The organism is Janibacter sp. UYMM211, from assembly GCF_040547045.1.
GTDB classification, from domain to species: Bacteria; Actinomycetota; Actinomycetes; order Actinomycetales; family Dermatophilaceae; genus Marihabitans; species Marihabitans melonis.
In genome coordinates this window covers 339,192-353,857 of the sequence record NZ_JBEPOY010000003.1, presented here as the reverse complement: position 1 = coordinate 353,857, position 14,666 = coordinate 339,192, and the positions used below count along the sequence as shown (strand labels likewise).

Annotated in this window: 17 protein-coding genes and 1 riboswitch; of the genes, 15 read left to right on the top strand and 2 right to left on the bottom strand. The window is 74.6% G+C overall.

Features of this window, described 5'->3' with window-relative positions; all coding sequences use genetic code 11:
* The first annotated feature begins 27 nt into the window (after positions 1-27).
* The 14 genes from mihF (at position 28) to ABIB53_RS10815 (ending at position 12,122) form a co-directional block, all read left to right on the top strand.
* Positions 28-345, top strand: coding sequence for an integration host factor, actinobacterial type (gene mihF / locus ABIB53_RS10880; protein WP_123091635.1), 318 nt, complete (start codon positions 28-30; stop codon positions 343-345).
* Positions 342-953: a guanylate kinase gene (gene gmk, locus ABIB53_RS10875; RefSeq protein WP_191562793.1), complete on the top strand. Its 612-nt coding sequence runs from the start codon at positions 342-344 to the stop codon at positions 951-953. The genes mihF and gmk overlap by 4 nt, the downstream gene beginning before the upstream one ends.
* An 8-nt stretch (positions 954-961) precedes the next feature.
* Positions 962-1,318, top strand: coding sequence for a DNA-directed RNA polymerase subunit omega (gene rpoZ / locus ABIB53_RS10870; RefSeq protein WP_068276183.1), 357 nt, complete (start codon positions 962-964; stop codon positions 1,316-1,318).
* A gap of 10 nt (positions 1,319-1,328) precedes the next feature.
* Entirely contained in the window at positions 1,329-2,582 is a 1,254-nt protein-coding gene (gene coaBC / locus ABIB53_RS10865; protein WP_354588157.1) for a bifunctional phosphopantothenoylcysteine decarboxylase/phosphopantothenate--cysteine ligase CoaBC, read from the top strand.
* 121 nt (positions 2,583-2,703) lie between these two features.
* Complete coding sequence (gene metK / locus ABIB53_RS10860) at positions 2,704-3,927, top strand: methionine adenosyltransferase (RefSeq protein WP_123091638.1); 1,224 nt, start codon at positions 2,704-2,706, stop codon at positions 3,925-3,927.
* Positions 3,928-3,974: 47 nt separating this feature from the next.
* Positions 3,975-6,032, top strand: a complete 2,058-nt coding sequence (locus ABIB53_RS10855; protein ID WP_354588156.1) for a primosomal protein N' family DNA-binding protein — start codon at positions 3,975-3,977, stop codon at positions 6,030-6,032.
* 23 nt (positions 6,033-6,055) lie between these two features.
* Positions 6,056-7,003 (top strand): methionyl-tRNA formyltransferase, encoded by a 948-nt coding sequence (gene fmt / locus ABIB53_RS10850; RefSeq protein ID WP_354588155.1) that lies wholly within the window; start codon positions 6,056-6,058, stop codon positions 7,001-7,003.
* Positions 6,996-8,486, top strand: a complete 1,491-nt coding sequence (locus tag ABIB53_RS10845; RefSeq protein WP_354588154.1) for an RsmB/NOP family class I SAM-dependent RNA methyltransferase — start codon at positions 6,996-6,998, stop codon at positions 8,484-8,486. The genes fmt and ABIB53_RS10845 overlap by 8 nt, the downstream gene beginning before the upstream one ends.
* Positions 8,486-8,869, top strand: coding sequence for a VOC family protein (locus tag ABIB53_RS10840; RefSeq protein WP_191681160.1), 384 nt, complete (start codon positions 8,486-8,488; stop codon positions 8,867-8,869). The genes ABIB53_RS10845 and ABIB53_RS10840 overlap by 1 nt, the downstream gene beginning before the upstream one ends.
* A 14-nt stretch (positions 8,870-8,883) precedes the next feature.
* Positions 8,884-9,543: a ribulose-phosphate 3-epimerase gene (gene rpe, locus ABIB53_RS10835; RefSeq protein WP_354588153.1), complete on the top strand. Its 660-nt coding sequence runs from the start codon at positions 8,884-8,886 to the stop codon at positions 9,541-9,543.
* A gap of 105 nt (positions 9,544-9,648) precedes the next feature.
* A riboswitch (FMN riboswitch) is annotated at positions 9,649-9,775 on the top strand.
* Positions 9,776-9,787: 12 nt separating this feature from the next.
* Positions 9,788-10,552 (top strand): nicotinamide mononucleotide transporter family protein, encoded by a 765-nt coding sequence (locus ABIB53_RS10830; RefSeq protein WP_068276161.1) that lies wholly within the window; start codon positions 9,788-9,790, stop codon positions 10,550-10,552.
* Positions 10,553-10,563: 11 nt separating this feature from the next.
* Positions 10,564-10,827 (top strand): phosphoribosyl-ATP diphosphatase, encoded by a 264-nt coding sequence (locus ABIB53_RS10825; RefSeq protein WP_068276158.1) that lies wholly within the window; start codon positions 10,564-10,566, stop codon positions 10,825-10,827.
* A 15-nt stretch (positions 10,828-10,842) separates the two neighbouring features.
* On the top strand, positions 10,843-11,682 hold the full coding sequence (hisG, locus tag ABIB53_RS10820) for an ATP phosphoribosyltransferase (RefSeq protein WP_191562797.1): 840 nt from the start codon (positions 10,843-10,845) through the stop codon (positions 11,680-11,682).
* Positions 11,670-12,122: a PH domain-containing protein gene (locus ABIB53_RS10815; protein WP_354588152.1), complete on the top strand. Its 453-nt coding sequence runs from the start codon at positions 11,670-11,672 to the stop codon at positions 12,120-12,122. Before hisG ends, ABIB53_RS10815 begins: the two co-directional genes overlap by 13 nt.
* A gap of 58 nt (positions 12,123-12,180) precedes the next feature.
* Here the strand turns inward: ABIB53_RS10815 and ABIB53_RS10810 are convergent, their stop codons facing one another.
* Together ABIB53_RS10810 and ABIB53_RS10805 are read right to left on the bottom strand one after the other, a co-directional pair.
* On the bottom strand, positions 12,181-13,272 hold the full coding sequence (locus tag ABIB53_RS10810) for an FUSC family protein (protein WP_354588151.1): 1,092 nt from the start codon (positions 13,270-13,272) through the stop codon (positions 12,181-12,183).
* On the bottom strand, positions 13,269-13,829 hold the full coding sequence (locus ABIB53_RS10805; protein WP_354588150.1) for a nucleoside/nucleotide kinase family protein: 561 nt from the start codon (positions 13,827-13,829) through the stop codon (positions 13,269-13,271). Before ABIB53_RS10805 ends, ABIB53_RS10810 begins: the two co-directional genes overlap by 4 nt.
* 37 nt (positions 13,830-13,866) lie before the next feature.
* Between ABIB53_RS10805 and hisF the strand changes: the two genes are divergently transcribed.
* Positions 13,867-14,655 carry an imidazole glycerol phosphate synthase subunit HisF gene (gene hisF / locus ABIB53_RS10800; protein WP_068276148.1) on the top strand — a complete coding sequence of 263 codons (789 nt, stop codon included), beginning with the start codon at positions 13,867-13,869 and terminating at the stop codon, positions 14,653-14,655.
* The last annotated feature ends 11 nt before the right edge of the window (positions 14,656-14,666 follow it).

Genomic DNA, 14,666 nt, shown 5'->3' with positions numbered 1-14,666 from the left:
CCGTCAGCCGTGAATCGGAGTCTCGCCGTGGCCGTCCCACCCCTCACCCCGGAGCAGCGTGCCGAGGCCCTCGCGAAGGCGGCCGCGGCCCGTCGCGAGCGCGCCGCGATCCGTCTGCGGCTCAAGACCTCCGGCGGGTCGATCCGCGAGGTCATCGAGGACCGGCGGGGCAACGAGGCCGTGGCGAAGATGCGCGTGCTCGCGCTCGTCGAGTCGATGCCCGGCATCGGCCGGGTCAAGGCCGAGCGGATCATGGACGAGCTCGGCATCGCCCGCTCGCGTCGCGTGCGCGGCCTCGGCCAGCACCAGGTCGCCGCCCTCGTCGCCCGGTTCGAAGGCTCGTGACCGCCCGCCTGACCGTCCTGGCCGGTCCGACGGCCGTCGGCAAGGGGACCGTCGCCGCCTACATCCGCGAGCACCACCCCGAGGTCTGGCTCTCCGTCTCGGCGACGACGCGCCCGGCGCGACCCGGTGAGGTCGACGGCGTCCACTACCACTTCGTGCCCGGCGAGACCTTCGCCGAGATGGTCGCGACCGGCGAGATGCTCGAGTGGGCCGTCGTCCACGGCCGCGCCTCGTACGGCACGCCGCGCGGCCCGGTCGAGCAGGCGCTGGCCGACGGCCTGCTCCCGCTGCTCGAGATCGACCTCCAGGGCGCCCGCCAGGTGCGCGCGTCGATGCCCGAGGCCCAGTTCGTCTTCCTCGCGCCCCCGTCCTGGGACGACCTCGTCTCTCGCCTCGTCGGCCGGGGCACCGAGACGGAGGAGGAGCGGGCCGTGCGTCTCGAGACCGCGAAGGTCGAGCTGGCCGCCCAGAGCGAGTTCGACGCAGTCATCGTCAACGACGACGTTCGGCGTGCGGCCGAGGAACTCGTATCATTGATGAGATCCCCGTCGCGCGAGGCCTCTGCCGGCCTGCGCGCGGGACCGAAGGACCACCACCCCGAGCAGTGAGGACACCCGTGTCTGGCACCCAGGCCAACCCCATCGGCATCACCAACCCGCCGATCGACGACCTCCTGACGAAGGCTGACAGCAAGTACGCCCTCGTCCTCTACGGCGCGAAGCGCGCGCGTCAGATCAACGCCTACTACAGCCAGCTCCAGGAGGGGCTGCTCGAGTACATCGGCCCGCTCGTCGACGCCCAGGTGCACGAGAAGCCGCTGTCGATCGCCCTTCGCGAGATCAACGAGGGTCTGCTCACCAACGAGCCGACCCCCGAGCAGGACGAGTCCGGCGCCGCCGTGGCGGACGCCCCGGCGCTCGAGACCCCCGCCGACAGCGCTCCTACCAGCAGCGCTCCCGCCGACCAGGCCTGAGCGGGCTGACGTGCGCGTCGTCCTCGGCGTGACCGGGGGCATCGCCGCCTACAAGGCGGCGCTGCTCCTGCGTCTGCTCACCGAGTCCGGCCACGAGGTCACCGTCGTGCCCACCGAGGCGGCGCTGCGCTTCGTCGGCGCCCCGACGTGGGAGGCGCTCTCGGGACGCGCGGTCCAGACCGACGTCTGGACGGGCATCACCGACGTCCCGCACGTGCGGATCGGCCAGGAGGCCGACCTCGTCGTCGTCGCCCCGGCGACGGCCGACCTGCTGGCGCGGGCCGCGCACGGCCTCGCGGGCGACCTGCTGACGAACGTCCTGCTCACGGCGCGCTGCCCCGTCGTCATGGCCCCGGCCATGCACACGGAGATGTGGCAGCATGCCGCGACCCAGGCCAACGTCGCGACCCTGCGCGAGCGCGGGGTCGTCGTCGTCGAGCCCGACTCGGGACGTCTCACCGGCGCCGACACCGGACCCGGGCGGCTGCCCGAGCCGGAGGCGATCCACGCCGCGGCGATGGCCGCGGTCGAGGCGCGACGTGTCGACGGGCCCGCCCAGGACCTGCTCGGCCGCCGAGTGCTCGTGAGCGCCGGTGGCACCCGCGAGGCGCTCGACCCGGTGCGCTACCTCGGCAACCGCTCCTCGGGCAAGCAGGGCGTGGCGCTCGCCCGCGCCGCCGCGCAGCGTGGGGCGCACGTCACCCTCGTCGCCGCCTCGGTCGAGGTGCCCCTGCCCACGGCCGCCGAGGGCGTCGACGTCGTGCGCGTCGAGAGCGCCCTCGAGCTCGAGGCCGCCGTGCACGAGCGCGCGCCCGAGCACGACGCCGTCGTCATGGCCGCGGCCGTCGCCGACTTCCGCCCTGCGAGCTATGCCGGCAGCAAGATCAAGAAGTCGCACGACGGGCCGCAGGACGACTCGGCGCCGAGCATCACCCTCGTGCGCAACCCCGATGTCCTCGCCGGTCTCGTCGCGTCGCGGGCGGCCTCTGCCGACCCCACGTCGCCGGTCGTCGTCGGCTTCGCCGCGGAGACCGGGGACGACGAGGGTTCGGTCCTCGAGCACGGCCGGGCCAAGCTCGCCCGCAAGGGGTGCGACGCGCTCGTCGTCAACGAGGTCGGGGTCGGCGTGACCTTCGGCCAGGACACGAGCACCGTCCACCTGCTGCGGCCCGGTCACCCCGAGCGCACGGTCGGACCCGCGGACAAGGGCGTCCTCGCCCACGCCGTGCTGGACCTCCTGCTCGAGCTCCTGCCCGCCACCTAGACTGACCGCGCCCCGCACGACGCCGCGCGTCGTCGGGGCCTGCACTGCCCGCAGTGCGTCTCACCCCCGTACCTCGACACCCTGTCCGACACACACGCCCAACACACACCAGGAGCACCGCGTGGCTGGTCGCCTCTTCACCTCCGAGTCCGTCACCGAGGGTCACCCCGACAAGATCTGCGACCAGATCTCGGACACGATCCTCGACGCGATGCTCGAGCAGGACCCGCACAGCCGGGTCGCCGTCGAGACGATGGTGACGACCGGTCTCGTGCACATCTCCGGCGAGGTGACGACCGAGGGCTACGTCGAGATCCCCAAGCTCGTGCGCTCGCTCGTCGCCGAGGGCGTCGGCTACGACTCCTCCGAGAAGGGCTTCGACGGCCGCTCGTGCGGGGTCTCGGTCTCCATCGGGCAGCAGAGCCCCGACATCGCGCAGGGCGTCGACACCGCCTTCGAGAACCGCACCGGCGGGATCGACCCCAAGGACAAGCAGGGCGCCGGCGACCAGGGGCTGATGTTCGGCTACGCGTGCGACGACACCCCTGAGCTCATGCCGCTCCCGATCTTCCTGGCCCACCGCCTCAGCCAGCGCCTCACCGAGGTGCGCAAGACCGGTGTCCTGGACTACCTGCGCCCCGACGGCAAGACCCAGGTGACGATCGACTACGACGGCGACCGTGCCGTACGGCTGGACACCGTCGTGCTGTCGACCCAGCACAGCGCCGAGGTCGACCACGAGCGCCAGCTGCCGGCCGACATCCAGGAGCACGTCATCGGCCCGGTGATGGACGCCCTGCTCGACTCCGGTGTCGACCTCGACGTCTCGGCCTACCGCACCCTCATCAACCCCACCGGCAAGTTCGTCATCGGCGGTCCGATGGGCGACGCGGGCCTCACCGGCCGCAAGATCATCGTCGACACCTACGGCGGCATGGCCCGTCACGGCGGCGGCGCCTTCTCCGGCAAGGACCCGAGCAAGGTCGACCGCTCCGCCGCGTACGCGATGCGCTGGGTGGCGAAGAACGTCGTCGCCGCCGGTCTGGCGACCCGCTGCGAGGTCCAGGTCGCCTACGCGATCGGCGCCGCGCAGCCCGTCGGCCTCTACGTCGAGACCTTCGGCACCGAGACCGTGCCGGTGGAGAAGATCCAGGCGGCCGTGACCGCGGTCTTCGACCTGCGCCCGCTCGCCATCGTCGAGGAGCTCGACCTGCTCCGCCCGATCTACCGCCCGACGGCCGCCTACGGCCACTTCGGCCGCACGCAGGCCGACGGCTACGAGGACGCCTTCACCTGGGAGCGCACGACGAAGGTCGAGGCCCTCCAGGCAGCCGTCCGGGGCTGACCTCGCCGGGCGGCCGGCTGTCGGGGCCGGCCGCTAGGTTGACGCACGTGCTGGAGATCGAGATGCCGGCCGGGCCGGTGGATCAGGACCCAGGAGCGCGCCCCGCGCTGCCGGTGGCCCGTGTGCTCGTCGACACCGGGCTGGCGCACCTCGACCGCCCCTTCGAGTACACGGTGCCCGTCGAGCTCGACGAGCGCGCCGTGCCCGGCGCCCGGGTCAAGGTCCGCTTCGCCGGGCAGGACCTCGGCGGCTACCTCGTCGAGCGTGTGCCGGCGGCCGAGCACGAGGGGCGGCTCGCCCCCCTTCGCACCGTCGTCAGCGACGAGGCCGTCCTCGTCCCGCACGTGCTGCAGACCGCGCAGCGGCTCGCCCGCGAGCAGGCCGGCACGGTGATGGACGTGCTCCGCCTCGCCGTGCCACCGCGGCACGCCCGTGCCGAGCGCTCCCTCACCGAGCGCGCCCCCGAGGCCGTGGGCCCGCCCGACGCCCCGGACGCGCCACCCGTGTCGTGGACCCGCTACCGGGCCGGGGCGGCGCTGTGGAGCCGACTGAGCACCGGGCAGTCGCCGCGGGCCGCGCTCCTCACGACCCCCTCGCACGACCCGCTCGCCGACTGGCCCCGCACCCTGGCCGACGCCGCCCTGGCCACCGCCGCATCGGGGCGGGGGAGCGTCCTCGTCGTGCCCGACCGCCGTGACCTCGACCGGGTCGACGCCGCGCTCCTGGCCGCCCTGGGTCCCGACCGCCACGTCGTGCTCCACGCCGACCAGGGGCCCCAGGCCCGCTACACCGCATGGCTGAAGGTGCTGCGCGGTCACGTGCGGGTCGTCGTGGGGACCCGCGCTGCCGCCTTCGCCCCCGTGCACGACCTCGGTCTCGTCGCGTGGTGGGACGACGGCGACGACCTGCACGTCGAGCCGCGGGCTCCCTACCACCACGTGCGGCAGGTCCTGCTCGCGCGGGCCGAGCTCGCCGGGGCCGCGGCGCTCGTCGCGGGCCCGAGCGTGAGCACCGACGTCGTCGACCTCGTCGAGCGCGGCGAGCTCGTGGCCGTCGGCGGTCTCGGCGAGCGCACGTCGGCCGCTCGCGTGCGGGTCGCGGGCGAGGGACACGACGCCGAGCGCGACGGGCCCGCCGCCCGGGCGCACATCCCCTCCGCCGCGTGGCGTGCGGCCCGGGCCGCGCTCGACCACGGCCCCGTCCTCGTCCAGGTGCCCCGGCGCGGCTACGTGCCCGCCACCCGGTGCGCGACCTGCCGGGCCCCGGCGCGCTGCGCGACCTGCCACGGCCCGCTGTCCCTGCCCGGGTCCGGCGGTCAGCCCGTGTGCGGCTGGTGCCACCGTCGAGACGAGTCCTGGAGCTGCCCCGAGTGCGACGGGCGCACCCTGCGGGCGAGCGTCGTCGGCGCGCGGCGCACGTCCGAGGAGATCGGCCGCGCCTTCCCCGGGGTGCCGGTCGTGCGGTCGGGCGCCCCGGACGTCGTCGCGTCGGTGCCCGCCCGGCCCGCGATCGTCGTGGCGACCCCGGGTGCGGAGCCGGTCGCCGAGGGGGGCTACGCCGCGGCCCTGCTGCTCGACGCCTGGGCGCTGCTCGACCGCCCCTCGTTGCGCGCCTCCGAGGAGAGCGTGCGGCGCTGGCTCGGCGCCGCGGCTCTCGTGCGGTCGTGGGCCGACGGGGGAGAGGTCGTCCTGGCCGGCGCCCCGGAGCACGCCGTCATCCCGGCGGTCGAGGCCCTCGTGCGGTGGGATCCGGCCTGGTTCGCCGCCCGCGAGCTCGTCGAGCGGGCCGAGCTCGACCTGCCCCCGGCCGCGTGGGCGGCGCAGGTGCTCGGCAGCCGCGACCACCTGCGCGAGGTGCGCGACGGGCTGCTCGCCCTCGGGGCCGAGGTGAGCGGGCCTGCGCCGACGAGCGGCGCCGGGGCGCACGGCACCGCGCCGACGGCCCCCGCCCGCGAGGAGCACCTCGTCGTCCGGGTGCCGCGCTCGGCCGACCCGGGGCTCGTCGAGCAGGTCCGTGCCCATCTCGCCGTGCTGCGGGCCACCGAGTCGGGGCGCAAGGTCGCCGACCCGGTCCGCGTCCGCGTCGGGCCGCACGTGCTCGACTGACGAGGGCACCTAGACTGCCGCGGGTGCGCGTGATCTTTGCCGGGACCCCTGACGTGGCCGTGCCCTCCCTGCGTCTGCTCCTCGACAGCCCGCACGAGGTCGTCGCGGTCCTCACCCGACCCGACGCCCGCTCCGGCCGGGGCCGCACCCTCACCCCCTCGCCCGTGAGCGTCGTGGCGCAGGAGGCGGGCGTGCCCGTGCTCGCCCCGCGCAGCCTGCGCGACGAGGGGGTCGCCGAGCAGCTGGCGGCGCTGGAGGCCGACGTCGTCGCCGTCGTCGCCTACGGCGCGCTCGTCCCGGCCGCGCTGCTCGCCGTGCCGACCCACGGCTGGGTCAACCTCCACCTCTCCCTCCTGCCCGCCTGGCGCGGCGCCGCCCCGGTGCAGCGGGCGATCATGGCCGGCGACGAGGTGAGCGGGGCGACGACCTTCGTCATCGAGGAGGGCCTCGACACGGGGCCCGTGCTCGGCACGATGGCCGAGCAGGTCCGTCCCGACGACACCTCCGGCAGCCTGCTCGCGCGTCTCGGCAGCGCGGGGGCACCGCTCCTGCTCGCCAGCCTCGAGGGTCTCGTCAGCGGCGAGATCACCCCGCAGCCGCAGGGCGCCGACGGCGTGAGCCACGCGCCGAAGCTCACCGTCGAGGAGGCCGAGGTGCGATGGGCCGACCCCGGATTCGCCGTCGACCGGCACGTGCGCGGGTGCACCCCGGACCCGGGCGCGTGGACGACCTTCCGAGGTGACCGGCTGCGAGTCGGCCCCCTCGACCGGTCGGCCGACCGGCTGCCCGATCCTCGACCCGAGCTCGCCCCCGGCGAGCTCGCCGTCGGCAAGTCCTGGGTGCTCGTCGGCACGGCCGACGGGCCGGTCCGGCTCGGCGAGGTGACCCCTGTCGGCAAGCGGCCGATGGCGGCGGCGGACTGGGCGCGCGGCGCCCGGGTCCAGGCAGGAGAGAGGCTCGCAGATGGCTGACCAGCACGAGCGACGGCGCGGCCCCCGGCAGCGCTCCCGCAACGCCCCCGCGCAGCGAGCCCGTCAGGGCGACCCGGCCCGGCTGGCCGCCTACACGGTCCTGCGCGCGGTCGCCGAGGGCGCCTACGCCAACCTCGAGCTGCCGCACGAGCTGCGCCGCCGCCGGCTGTCGGGCCGCGACGCGGGCTTCGCGACCGAGCTGACCTACGGCACCCTGCGGATGCAGGGGCTCTACGACCCGATCATTGCCGTCGCCGCCGACCGGCCGGTAAGCCGCCTCGACGGGGGAGTGCTCGACGTCCTGCGCCTGGGCACCCACCAGCTGCTGAGCATGCGCGTGCCCCAGCACGCCGCCGCCGACCAGAGCGTCGCCCTGGCCCGCCAGGTCAACGGCGCCGGCGCCGCGGGGCTCGTCAACGCCGTCATGCGCCGCGTGAGCGAGCGCACCGTGCAGGAGTGGCGCGAGGCGGTCGTGCCCGCCGAGCCGACGAGCACCCGTCTGGCCGTGTCGACGTCTCACCCCGAGTGGGTCGTCAAGGCGTTGCGCCAGGCCCTCGTCGGTCACGGGGCGAGCGACGCCGCCCACGTCGACGCCGATCTCGAGCGCCTGCTCGAGGCGCACAACGCCGCCGCCCCCGTCGCCCTCGTCGCGCGGCCGGGTCTGTCCGACGTCGAGGAGCTGCTCACCGCCGAGCACCTCGAGACCGCCCCGGGCGACCACTCTCCCTTCGCCGTCCTCCTCCTCGGGGGCGACCCGGCGGGCATCCCCGCCGTCCGCGACGGCCGGGCGGCCGTGCAGGACGAGGGCAGCCAGCTGCTCGCCCTGGCCCTCGCGGGGGCGCCGGTCACCACCCCGGCCGGGCGCCGTGAGCGCTGGCTCGACCTGTGCGCCGGACCCGGCGGCAAGGCGGGCCTGCTCGCCGCCCTCGCCCGCGAGCACGGCGCCGACCTCGTGGCCAACGAGATCTCCGAGCACCGCAGCGACCTCGTGCGCGCCACCCTGCGCCCCTCGCTCGAGGCCGCGCGCGAGGCCGGGCTCGAGCTGACCGTGCGCACCGCCGACGGTCGTGAGGCAGGGGCAGACGAGCCCGGGCGGTACGACCGGGTGCTCGTCGACGCGCCGTGCACGGGTCTGGGGGCCCTGCGACGCCGGCCCGAGGCCCGCTGGCGCCGCACCCCGGCCGATCTCGCCGGTCTCGGCCCGCTCCAGCGCGACCTGCTCGCGAGCGGGCTCGACGCCCTGGCGCCCGGGGGCGTGCTCGCCTACGCGACGTGCAGCCCGCACCTGTCCGAGACCTCCTTCGTCGTGCGGGACGTGACCCGCCGACGTGACGACGTCGAGGCGCTCGACGCCCCGGCCGTCCTGCGCGAGGTCGCGAGCAGCGAGCTCGCCGGTCTCGGCGACGGGCCGGCGGCGCAGATGTGGCCCCACTTGCACGGCACGGACGGCATGTACCTGCACCTGCTGCGCAAGCGGGCCTGATGCACGTCCTCGTCACCGGCGTGCACGTCGACGACCCCGCCCGGGCGTACGCCTTCTACACCGAGGTCCTCGGCTTCCGCGACGTGCTCGTCGTGCCCGGCAGCGACCTGTACATCCTCGGCCCGAGCACCGGGTGGGAGCTCGGCGCGCAGATCAACCTCGAGCCGATCACCGACCCGCTGACCCGCGCCTACCAGCAGCACTGCCTGCGCGAGGCGCGCCCGGTGCTCATGCTCGGGGTCCCCGACGCCGAGCTCGAGTACCGCCGGCTCAAGGAGCGCGAAGACCTCGTCTTCCGCCTCGAGCTCACCCGCGACGCCATCGGTCTGCACTTCCAGATCGAGGACACCGTCGGCAACGTCCTGTCCATCCACGAAGCCTGAGGACACCAGACCCCGTGCAGATCTCCCCGAGCATCCTCTCCGCCGACTTCGCCCACCTCGCGGACGAGCTCGACGCCATCGCGACCGCCGATTGGGCGCACGTCGACGTCATGGACGCGCACTTCGTCCCCAACCTCACCCTCGGCCTGCCGGTCGTCGAGTCGCTGCTCGCCGTGAGCCCGATCCCCATCGACTGCCACCTCATGATCGAGGACCCCGACCGCTGGGCCCCGCCGTACGCCGAGGCGGGCGCGCAGTCGGTGACCTTCCACGTCGAGGCGGCGAAGGACCCGGTGCGCCTCGCGCGCGACCTGCGGGCGGCCGGCGCCCGGGCGAGCATGGCGATCAAGCCGGGCACCGACTTCGCGCCCTACGAGGACCTGCTGCCCGAGCTCGACATGGTCCTCGTCATGACCGTCGAGCCCGGCTTCGGCGGGCAGTCCTTCATGGCCGACCAGATGCCGAAGGTGCGCCAGGTGCGCGAGGCCGTGCGTCGCCACGGCGGCGAGATCTGGGTGCAGGTCGACGGCGGCGTCTCCGCGCGGACCATCGAGCAGTGCGCCGAGGCGGGCGCCGACGTCTTCGTCGCCGGGTCGGCCGTGTACGGCGCGGAGTCCGCGGCCGACGCGGTGGCCGAGCTGCGCGAGCTCGCGCAGCGGCACGCCCACGCCTGACCCGTCCCCCTTCGCCCTCGTCGCGTCCCGCGTGGGTGCGGCATCGGCGAGATCACACGCCGCGGGTTTTGCCCCGGGTGCCCGGGCGCGCGACGATGGCCCGAGCACGTGCCTCGTGACTCGGTGAAACTCCGAACCGGCGGTGAGAGCCCGCGACCCGGCCATGGTGGTCGGTGAACTCTGGTGAGACCCCCAGGGCCGACGGTCATAGTCCGGACGAGAGAGGCGCTGCGGGAGGACAGTCATGCCTGCAGAGGGTCAGAACCTCTTCCAGGAGATCATCGCCGCGCACCTGCAGATCGGGCCCTACGCCCTGTACTGGCTCGAGGCGGTCGGGATCCTCATCGGCGTCGTCAGCGCCTACCTCGGGATGAAGCGGTGGGTGTGGGCCTGGCCGGTCGGCATCAGCGCCAACATCATGCTCTTCGCGGTCTACCTCGGCGCGCTCTTCGGCGCCGACGAGCGGATCCCGCTCTTCGGGCAGGCCGGGCGTCAGGTCTTCTTCATCGTCACGAGCATCTACGGCTGGTGGCGCTGGACCCAGATCAAGCGCGAGCGCACGGCGGCGGAGCCGGGCGCGGTCGGCAGCGAAGGGGGAGCCGCGATCGTCCCGCGGTGGGCGACCTCGCGCGAGCGTCTCGTCGTCGCCGGCGTGTGGCTCGGTGGCACGGTCGTCGCGCACCAGGCCTTCGTCACGCTGTGGGCCGCGGCGCCGAACCCGTACTGGCAGCCCCAGTGGTGGTACTTCTGGAGCGACTCGTGGATCTTCGTCGGGTCGATGCTCGCGACGTACATGATGGCGCGCGGGTGGAACGAGTTCTGGCTCGCCTGGATCGCCGTCGACCTCGTCGGGGTCCCGCTCGGCTTCGCCACGGGGTACGTGCCCACCGCCGTCATGTACATCGGTTACGGCGCCTTCGTCCTCTACGGCTTCACCCAGTGGGTGGCGGCCACCCGGCGCGCGGCCGCGACCCCGACCGGGTCAGGGGAGCGCGTCGGCGCCGCCTAGACTGGGCGCCTGTGAAGACCTTCGACTCCCTCTTCGCCGAGCTCACGGCGACCGCGCAGACCCGGCCCGAGGGCTCGGGCACCGTCGCAGCGCTGGACGCCGGCACCCATGCCATCGGCAAGAAGGTCGTCGAGGAGGCCGCCGAGGTGTGGATGGCCGCCGAGCACGAGGGCAAGGAGCGCCTCGCCGAGGAGATCAGCCAGCTGCTCTACCACCTCCAGGTGCTCATGCTCGCCAACGACCTCGAGCTCGACGACGTCTACACCCACCTCTGATCAGGCAGGACCTCCGTGCGCATCGCCGTCCCCAACAAGGGCTCGCTGTCCGAGCCGTCCGTCGCCATGCTCCGAGAGGCCGGCTACCGCGTGCGCCGGGACTCCAAGGAGCTCGTCGTCGCCGACCCCGACAACGGGGTCGAGTTCTTCTACCTGCGCCCGCGTGACGTCGCCGTCTACGTCGGGCAGGGCCAGGTCGACGCCGGCATCACCGGCCGCGACCTGCTCCTCGACTCCGGCTCGGCCGCCGTCGAGATCATGTCGCTCGGCTTCGGCGGCTCGACCTTCCGCTTCGCCGGCCGGGCCGGCACGGCGAGCGGCGTCGGCGACCTCCAGGGCCGCCGCGTCGCGACGTCCTACGCCGGGCTCGTCGCCGCGCACCTCGCCGACCACGGCGTGCAGGCCGAGGTCGTGCGGCTCGACGGAGCGGTCGAGACGGCGATCACCCTCGGCGTCGCCGACGCGATCGCCGACGTCGTCGAGACCGGCACCACCCTGCGCAACCAGGGCCTCGAGGTCTTCGGCGAGCCGATCCTGCGCAGCGAGGCCGTCCTCGTGCGCCGGGCCGATGCCGCCGAGTCCGCGGTCGAGGTCCTGCACCGCCGGCTCATGGGCGTCGTCACGGCGCGCCACTACGTCATGCTCGACTACGACTGCCCGACGACGATCGTCGAGCAGGCGGTGACCCTCACCCCGGGCCTGGAGTCGCCGACGATCTCGCCGATGCACGACAAGGACTGGGTCGCCGTGCGGGCCATGGTCCCGCGCGGACGGACCAACGCGATCATGGACGAGCTCTACGACATCGGGGCCCGCGCGATCCTCGTCACCGAGATCACCGCGTGCCGGCTGTGAGCGGCGCAGGACGTCCCGGCGACGGGACGAATGCCCCCTTCGTCCCCCGGCGCGGGCGCCTCGTGGCGAGCGTCCTCGCCGTCCTCACCCTCGTCATCTTCCTGCTCGTCGCGATCTTCGTGCCCGAGCGCTTCCACCTCGTCGACCGGCTCGGCTTCTTCCTCATCGGGCTCGGCGTCGCCGGGCTGCTCAGCCGGTACATGACGATCCGGGCGGTGCCGCGGGCCGACGGCCTGCTCGTGCGCAACCTCGGGCCGCAGCAGGTCGTGCCGTGGGAGGACATCGAGGCGGTGCGCTTCTCCGACGGCATGCCGTGGGTGCGGCTCGACCTCGCCGACGGCGACGACATGGCGGTCATGGCGATCCAGCGGGCCGACGGCTCCGGCTCGCTCGCCCAGGCCCAGCGGCTCAGCGACCTCGTCGGCGCCCACCAGCGCTGATCACTCTGCGCGCTGCTCCGCGCGCACGAGCGCCGCTACTCCGCGCGCACGAGCGCCGCTACTCCGCGCGCACGAGCGCGACGGCGTCGGCGTACTCGAGGCCGGTGACCATGAGCAGGTCGACGACCATCGAGCGCACCTGCGCCCGGATGAGCTCGGCCGACAGGGTCGCCCCGGGCTCGCCCCGACCCGCGGCGCGCCCCACCCGCACGAGCTGCTCGCGCACCTCGATGCCCAGCCGCCCCTGGTCGAGCTCGCGGGCGAGCTCCTCGACGACGACCGCGAGACGGTCGACGACCCGCAGGTAGGGCTCGGGCACGGCCTCGCCGACCCTGACGGCGACACCCGTGCGGCGGGCGAGCACGCGCATGTTGCGCACGCACCGGTCGAGCGGGTTGATCGCCGAGGAGATGAGGCGCACCTCGGCGCGATGGCGCGCGTGCAGCGGTGAGATCGCGGCGATCTCGTTGGCCGCACCGGCCCCGTCGCGCAGGGAGGCGATCATCGCCTCGGTGCCCCGCGCCCGGCGCAGGACGTCGTCGGCGGCCTCGACGTCGCGCTCGCGCACGGCCGACGTGCACTCGTGCAGGACCGCCCCGATCTCCTCGGCGAGGTCGACGATGTCGCGGCGCGGTCTCGTCACGGGGGCGGCCGGCGCGATCATCGCGAGGGTGAGGGCGACGACACCTCCGAGCACCGCGTCGAGCCAGCGCGAGAAGGCCTGGTCGGGAGCGGCGACGAGGGTGGTGATGATGATCGACTGCACCCCGGCCTGGCTGGTGAGCAGCAGCCCGGCGCCGAGGAAGGTCGCGATGGTCATCGCGAGGGTCGCGACGACGGCGAGCTGCCACACCCCGCTGCCGAAGAGGTAGACGAAGAGGTCGCCGACGAGCACCCCGACGGCGACGCCGACGACGAGCTCGCTGACCCGCCGCAGCCGCTGGCCGTAGCTGAGCCCGAGCGTGACGACGACGGTGACGGGGGCGAAGAAGGGCTGCGGGTGACCGAGCAGGTCGCGGGCCAGCCACCACGCGAGGGCCGCGCCGAAGGCCGCGGTGAGGATGCGCACGCCGCGCTCCTGCACGCGGCGCACGCGGCTGCGCAGGCCCGCCCGGGGCCGCAGCGAGCGCATCTCGGCACGGATGCTCATCCGAGTCCGCTCGTGTCGAGGACGAGGTCGGCGCGCTCGGCCACGCCGCGCAGGACCTCGGCCTCCTGCGCGGCCCACCGCTCCCAGTGCGGGGCGAAGGTCTGCCCGTCGCGCGAGAGGGCTCGCTCGCGGCGCAGCCCCTCGGGGGCCTCGAGCCAGACGAGGAGGTCGACGAGCCCGCCCGCGGGCGGCGCGCCGGTGCCGCAGCCCTCGACGAGGACGTGCGGGGTCCACGGCAGGTGGGCGGTCGGGCCGGGAGCACCGGCGACCCAGTCCCACGTCGGCCAGGAGGCGTCGCGCCCGTCGCGAAGGGGGAGGAGCACGTCCCTCGCGAGGACGTCGGGGGCGGTGGCCAGACCGTCCCAGCCCGGGTAGATCTCGTCGAGCCGCACGACCGGCCAGCGAAGCGTCGCGGCGAGCTCGTCGGCCAGGCGGGTCTTGCCCGACCCGCTGCGGCCGTCGAGGCCGACGACGACGGTGCGGGTCGAGGGCGGGAGCGCCCGGACCCGTCGCAGGACCTCGTGCGCGGGCGCGACGTCCGGGGGCTGGGCTCTCACGACGGGCGAGCCTAGCCGGGGCACTACCCTGACCGACGTGTCCGTCGCCGTCCGTGTCATCCCCTGCCTCGACGTCGACGCCGGGCGCGTCGTCAAGGGCGTCAACTTCGCCGAGCTGAGAGACGCGGGCGACCCCGTCGAGCTGGCCCGCCGCTACGGCGCCGAGGGCGCCGACGAGCTGACCTTCCTCGACGTCACCGCGAGCAGCGGCGACCGGGCGACGACCTACGACGTCGTGAGCCGCACCGCCGAGGAGGTCTTCATCCCGCTGACCGTCGGCGGCGGGGTGCGCACGGTCGACGACGTCGACCGGCTGCTGCGCGTCGGTGCCGACAAGGTCGGGGTCAACACCGCGGCGATCGCCCGCCCTGAGCTCATCAGCGAGGTCGCCGACCGCTTCGGCGCCCAGGTGCTCGTCCTGTCCGCCGACGTGCGCCGTCGCCGGGGCGAGGACGGGGCGCTCGTCGGGGGCTTCGAGGTGACGACCCACGGCGGCCGTCGGGGGACCGGCATCGACGCGATCTGGTGGTGCGCGCGAGCCGCCGAGCTCGGCGCCGGCGAGATCCTGCTCAACTCGATGGACGCCGACGGCACGAAGGCCGGCTTCGACATCGAGCTGCTCGCCGCGGTCCGGGCCGAGGTCGGCGTGCCGGTCATCGCGAGCGGGGGAGCGGGCAGCGCCGAGCACTTCGTGCCCGCGGTGGCCGCCGGGGCCGACGCCACGCTGGCCGCGAGCATCTTCCACTTCGGCGAGGTCGGCATCGGCGAGGTCAAGGACGCCCTCGAGGGCGCCGGCTACCCGGTGCGCCGGGGCCGCGCACTCTGAGCGGCCCCGCC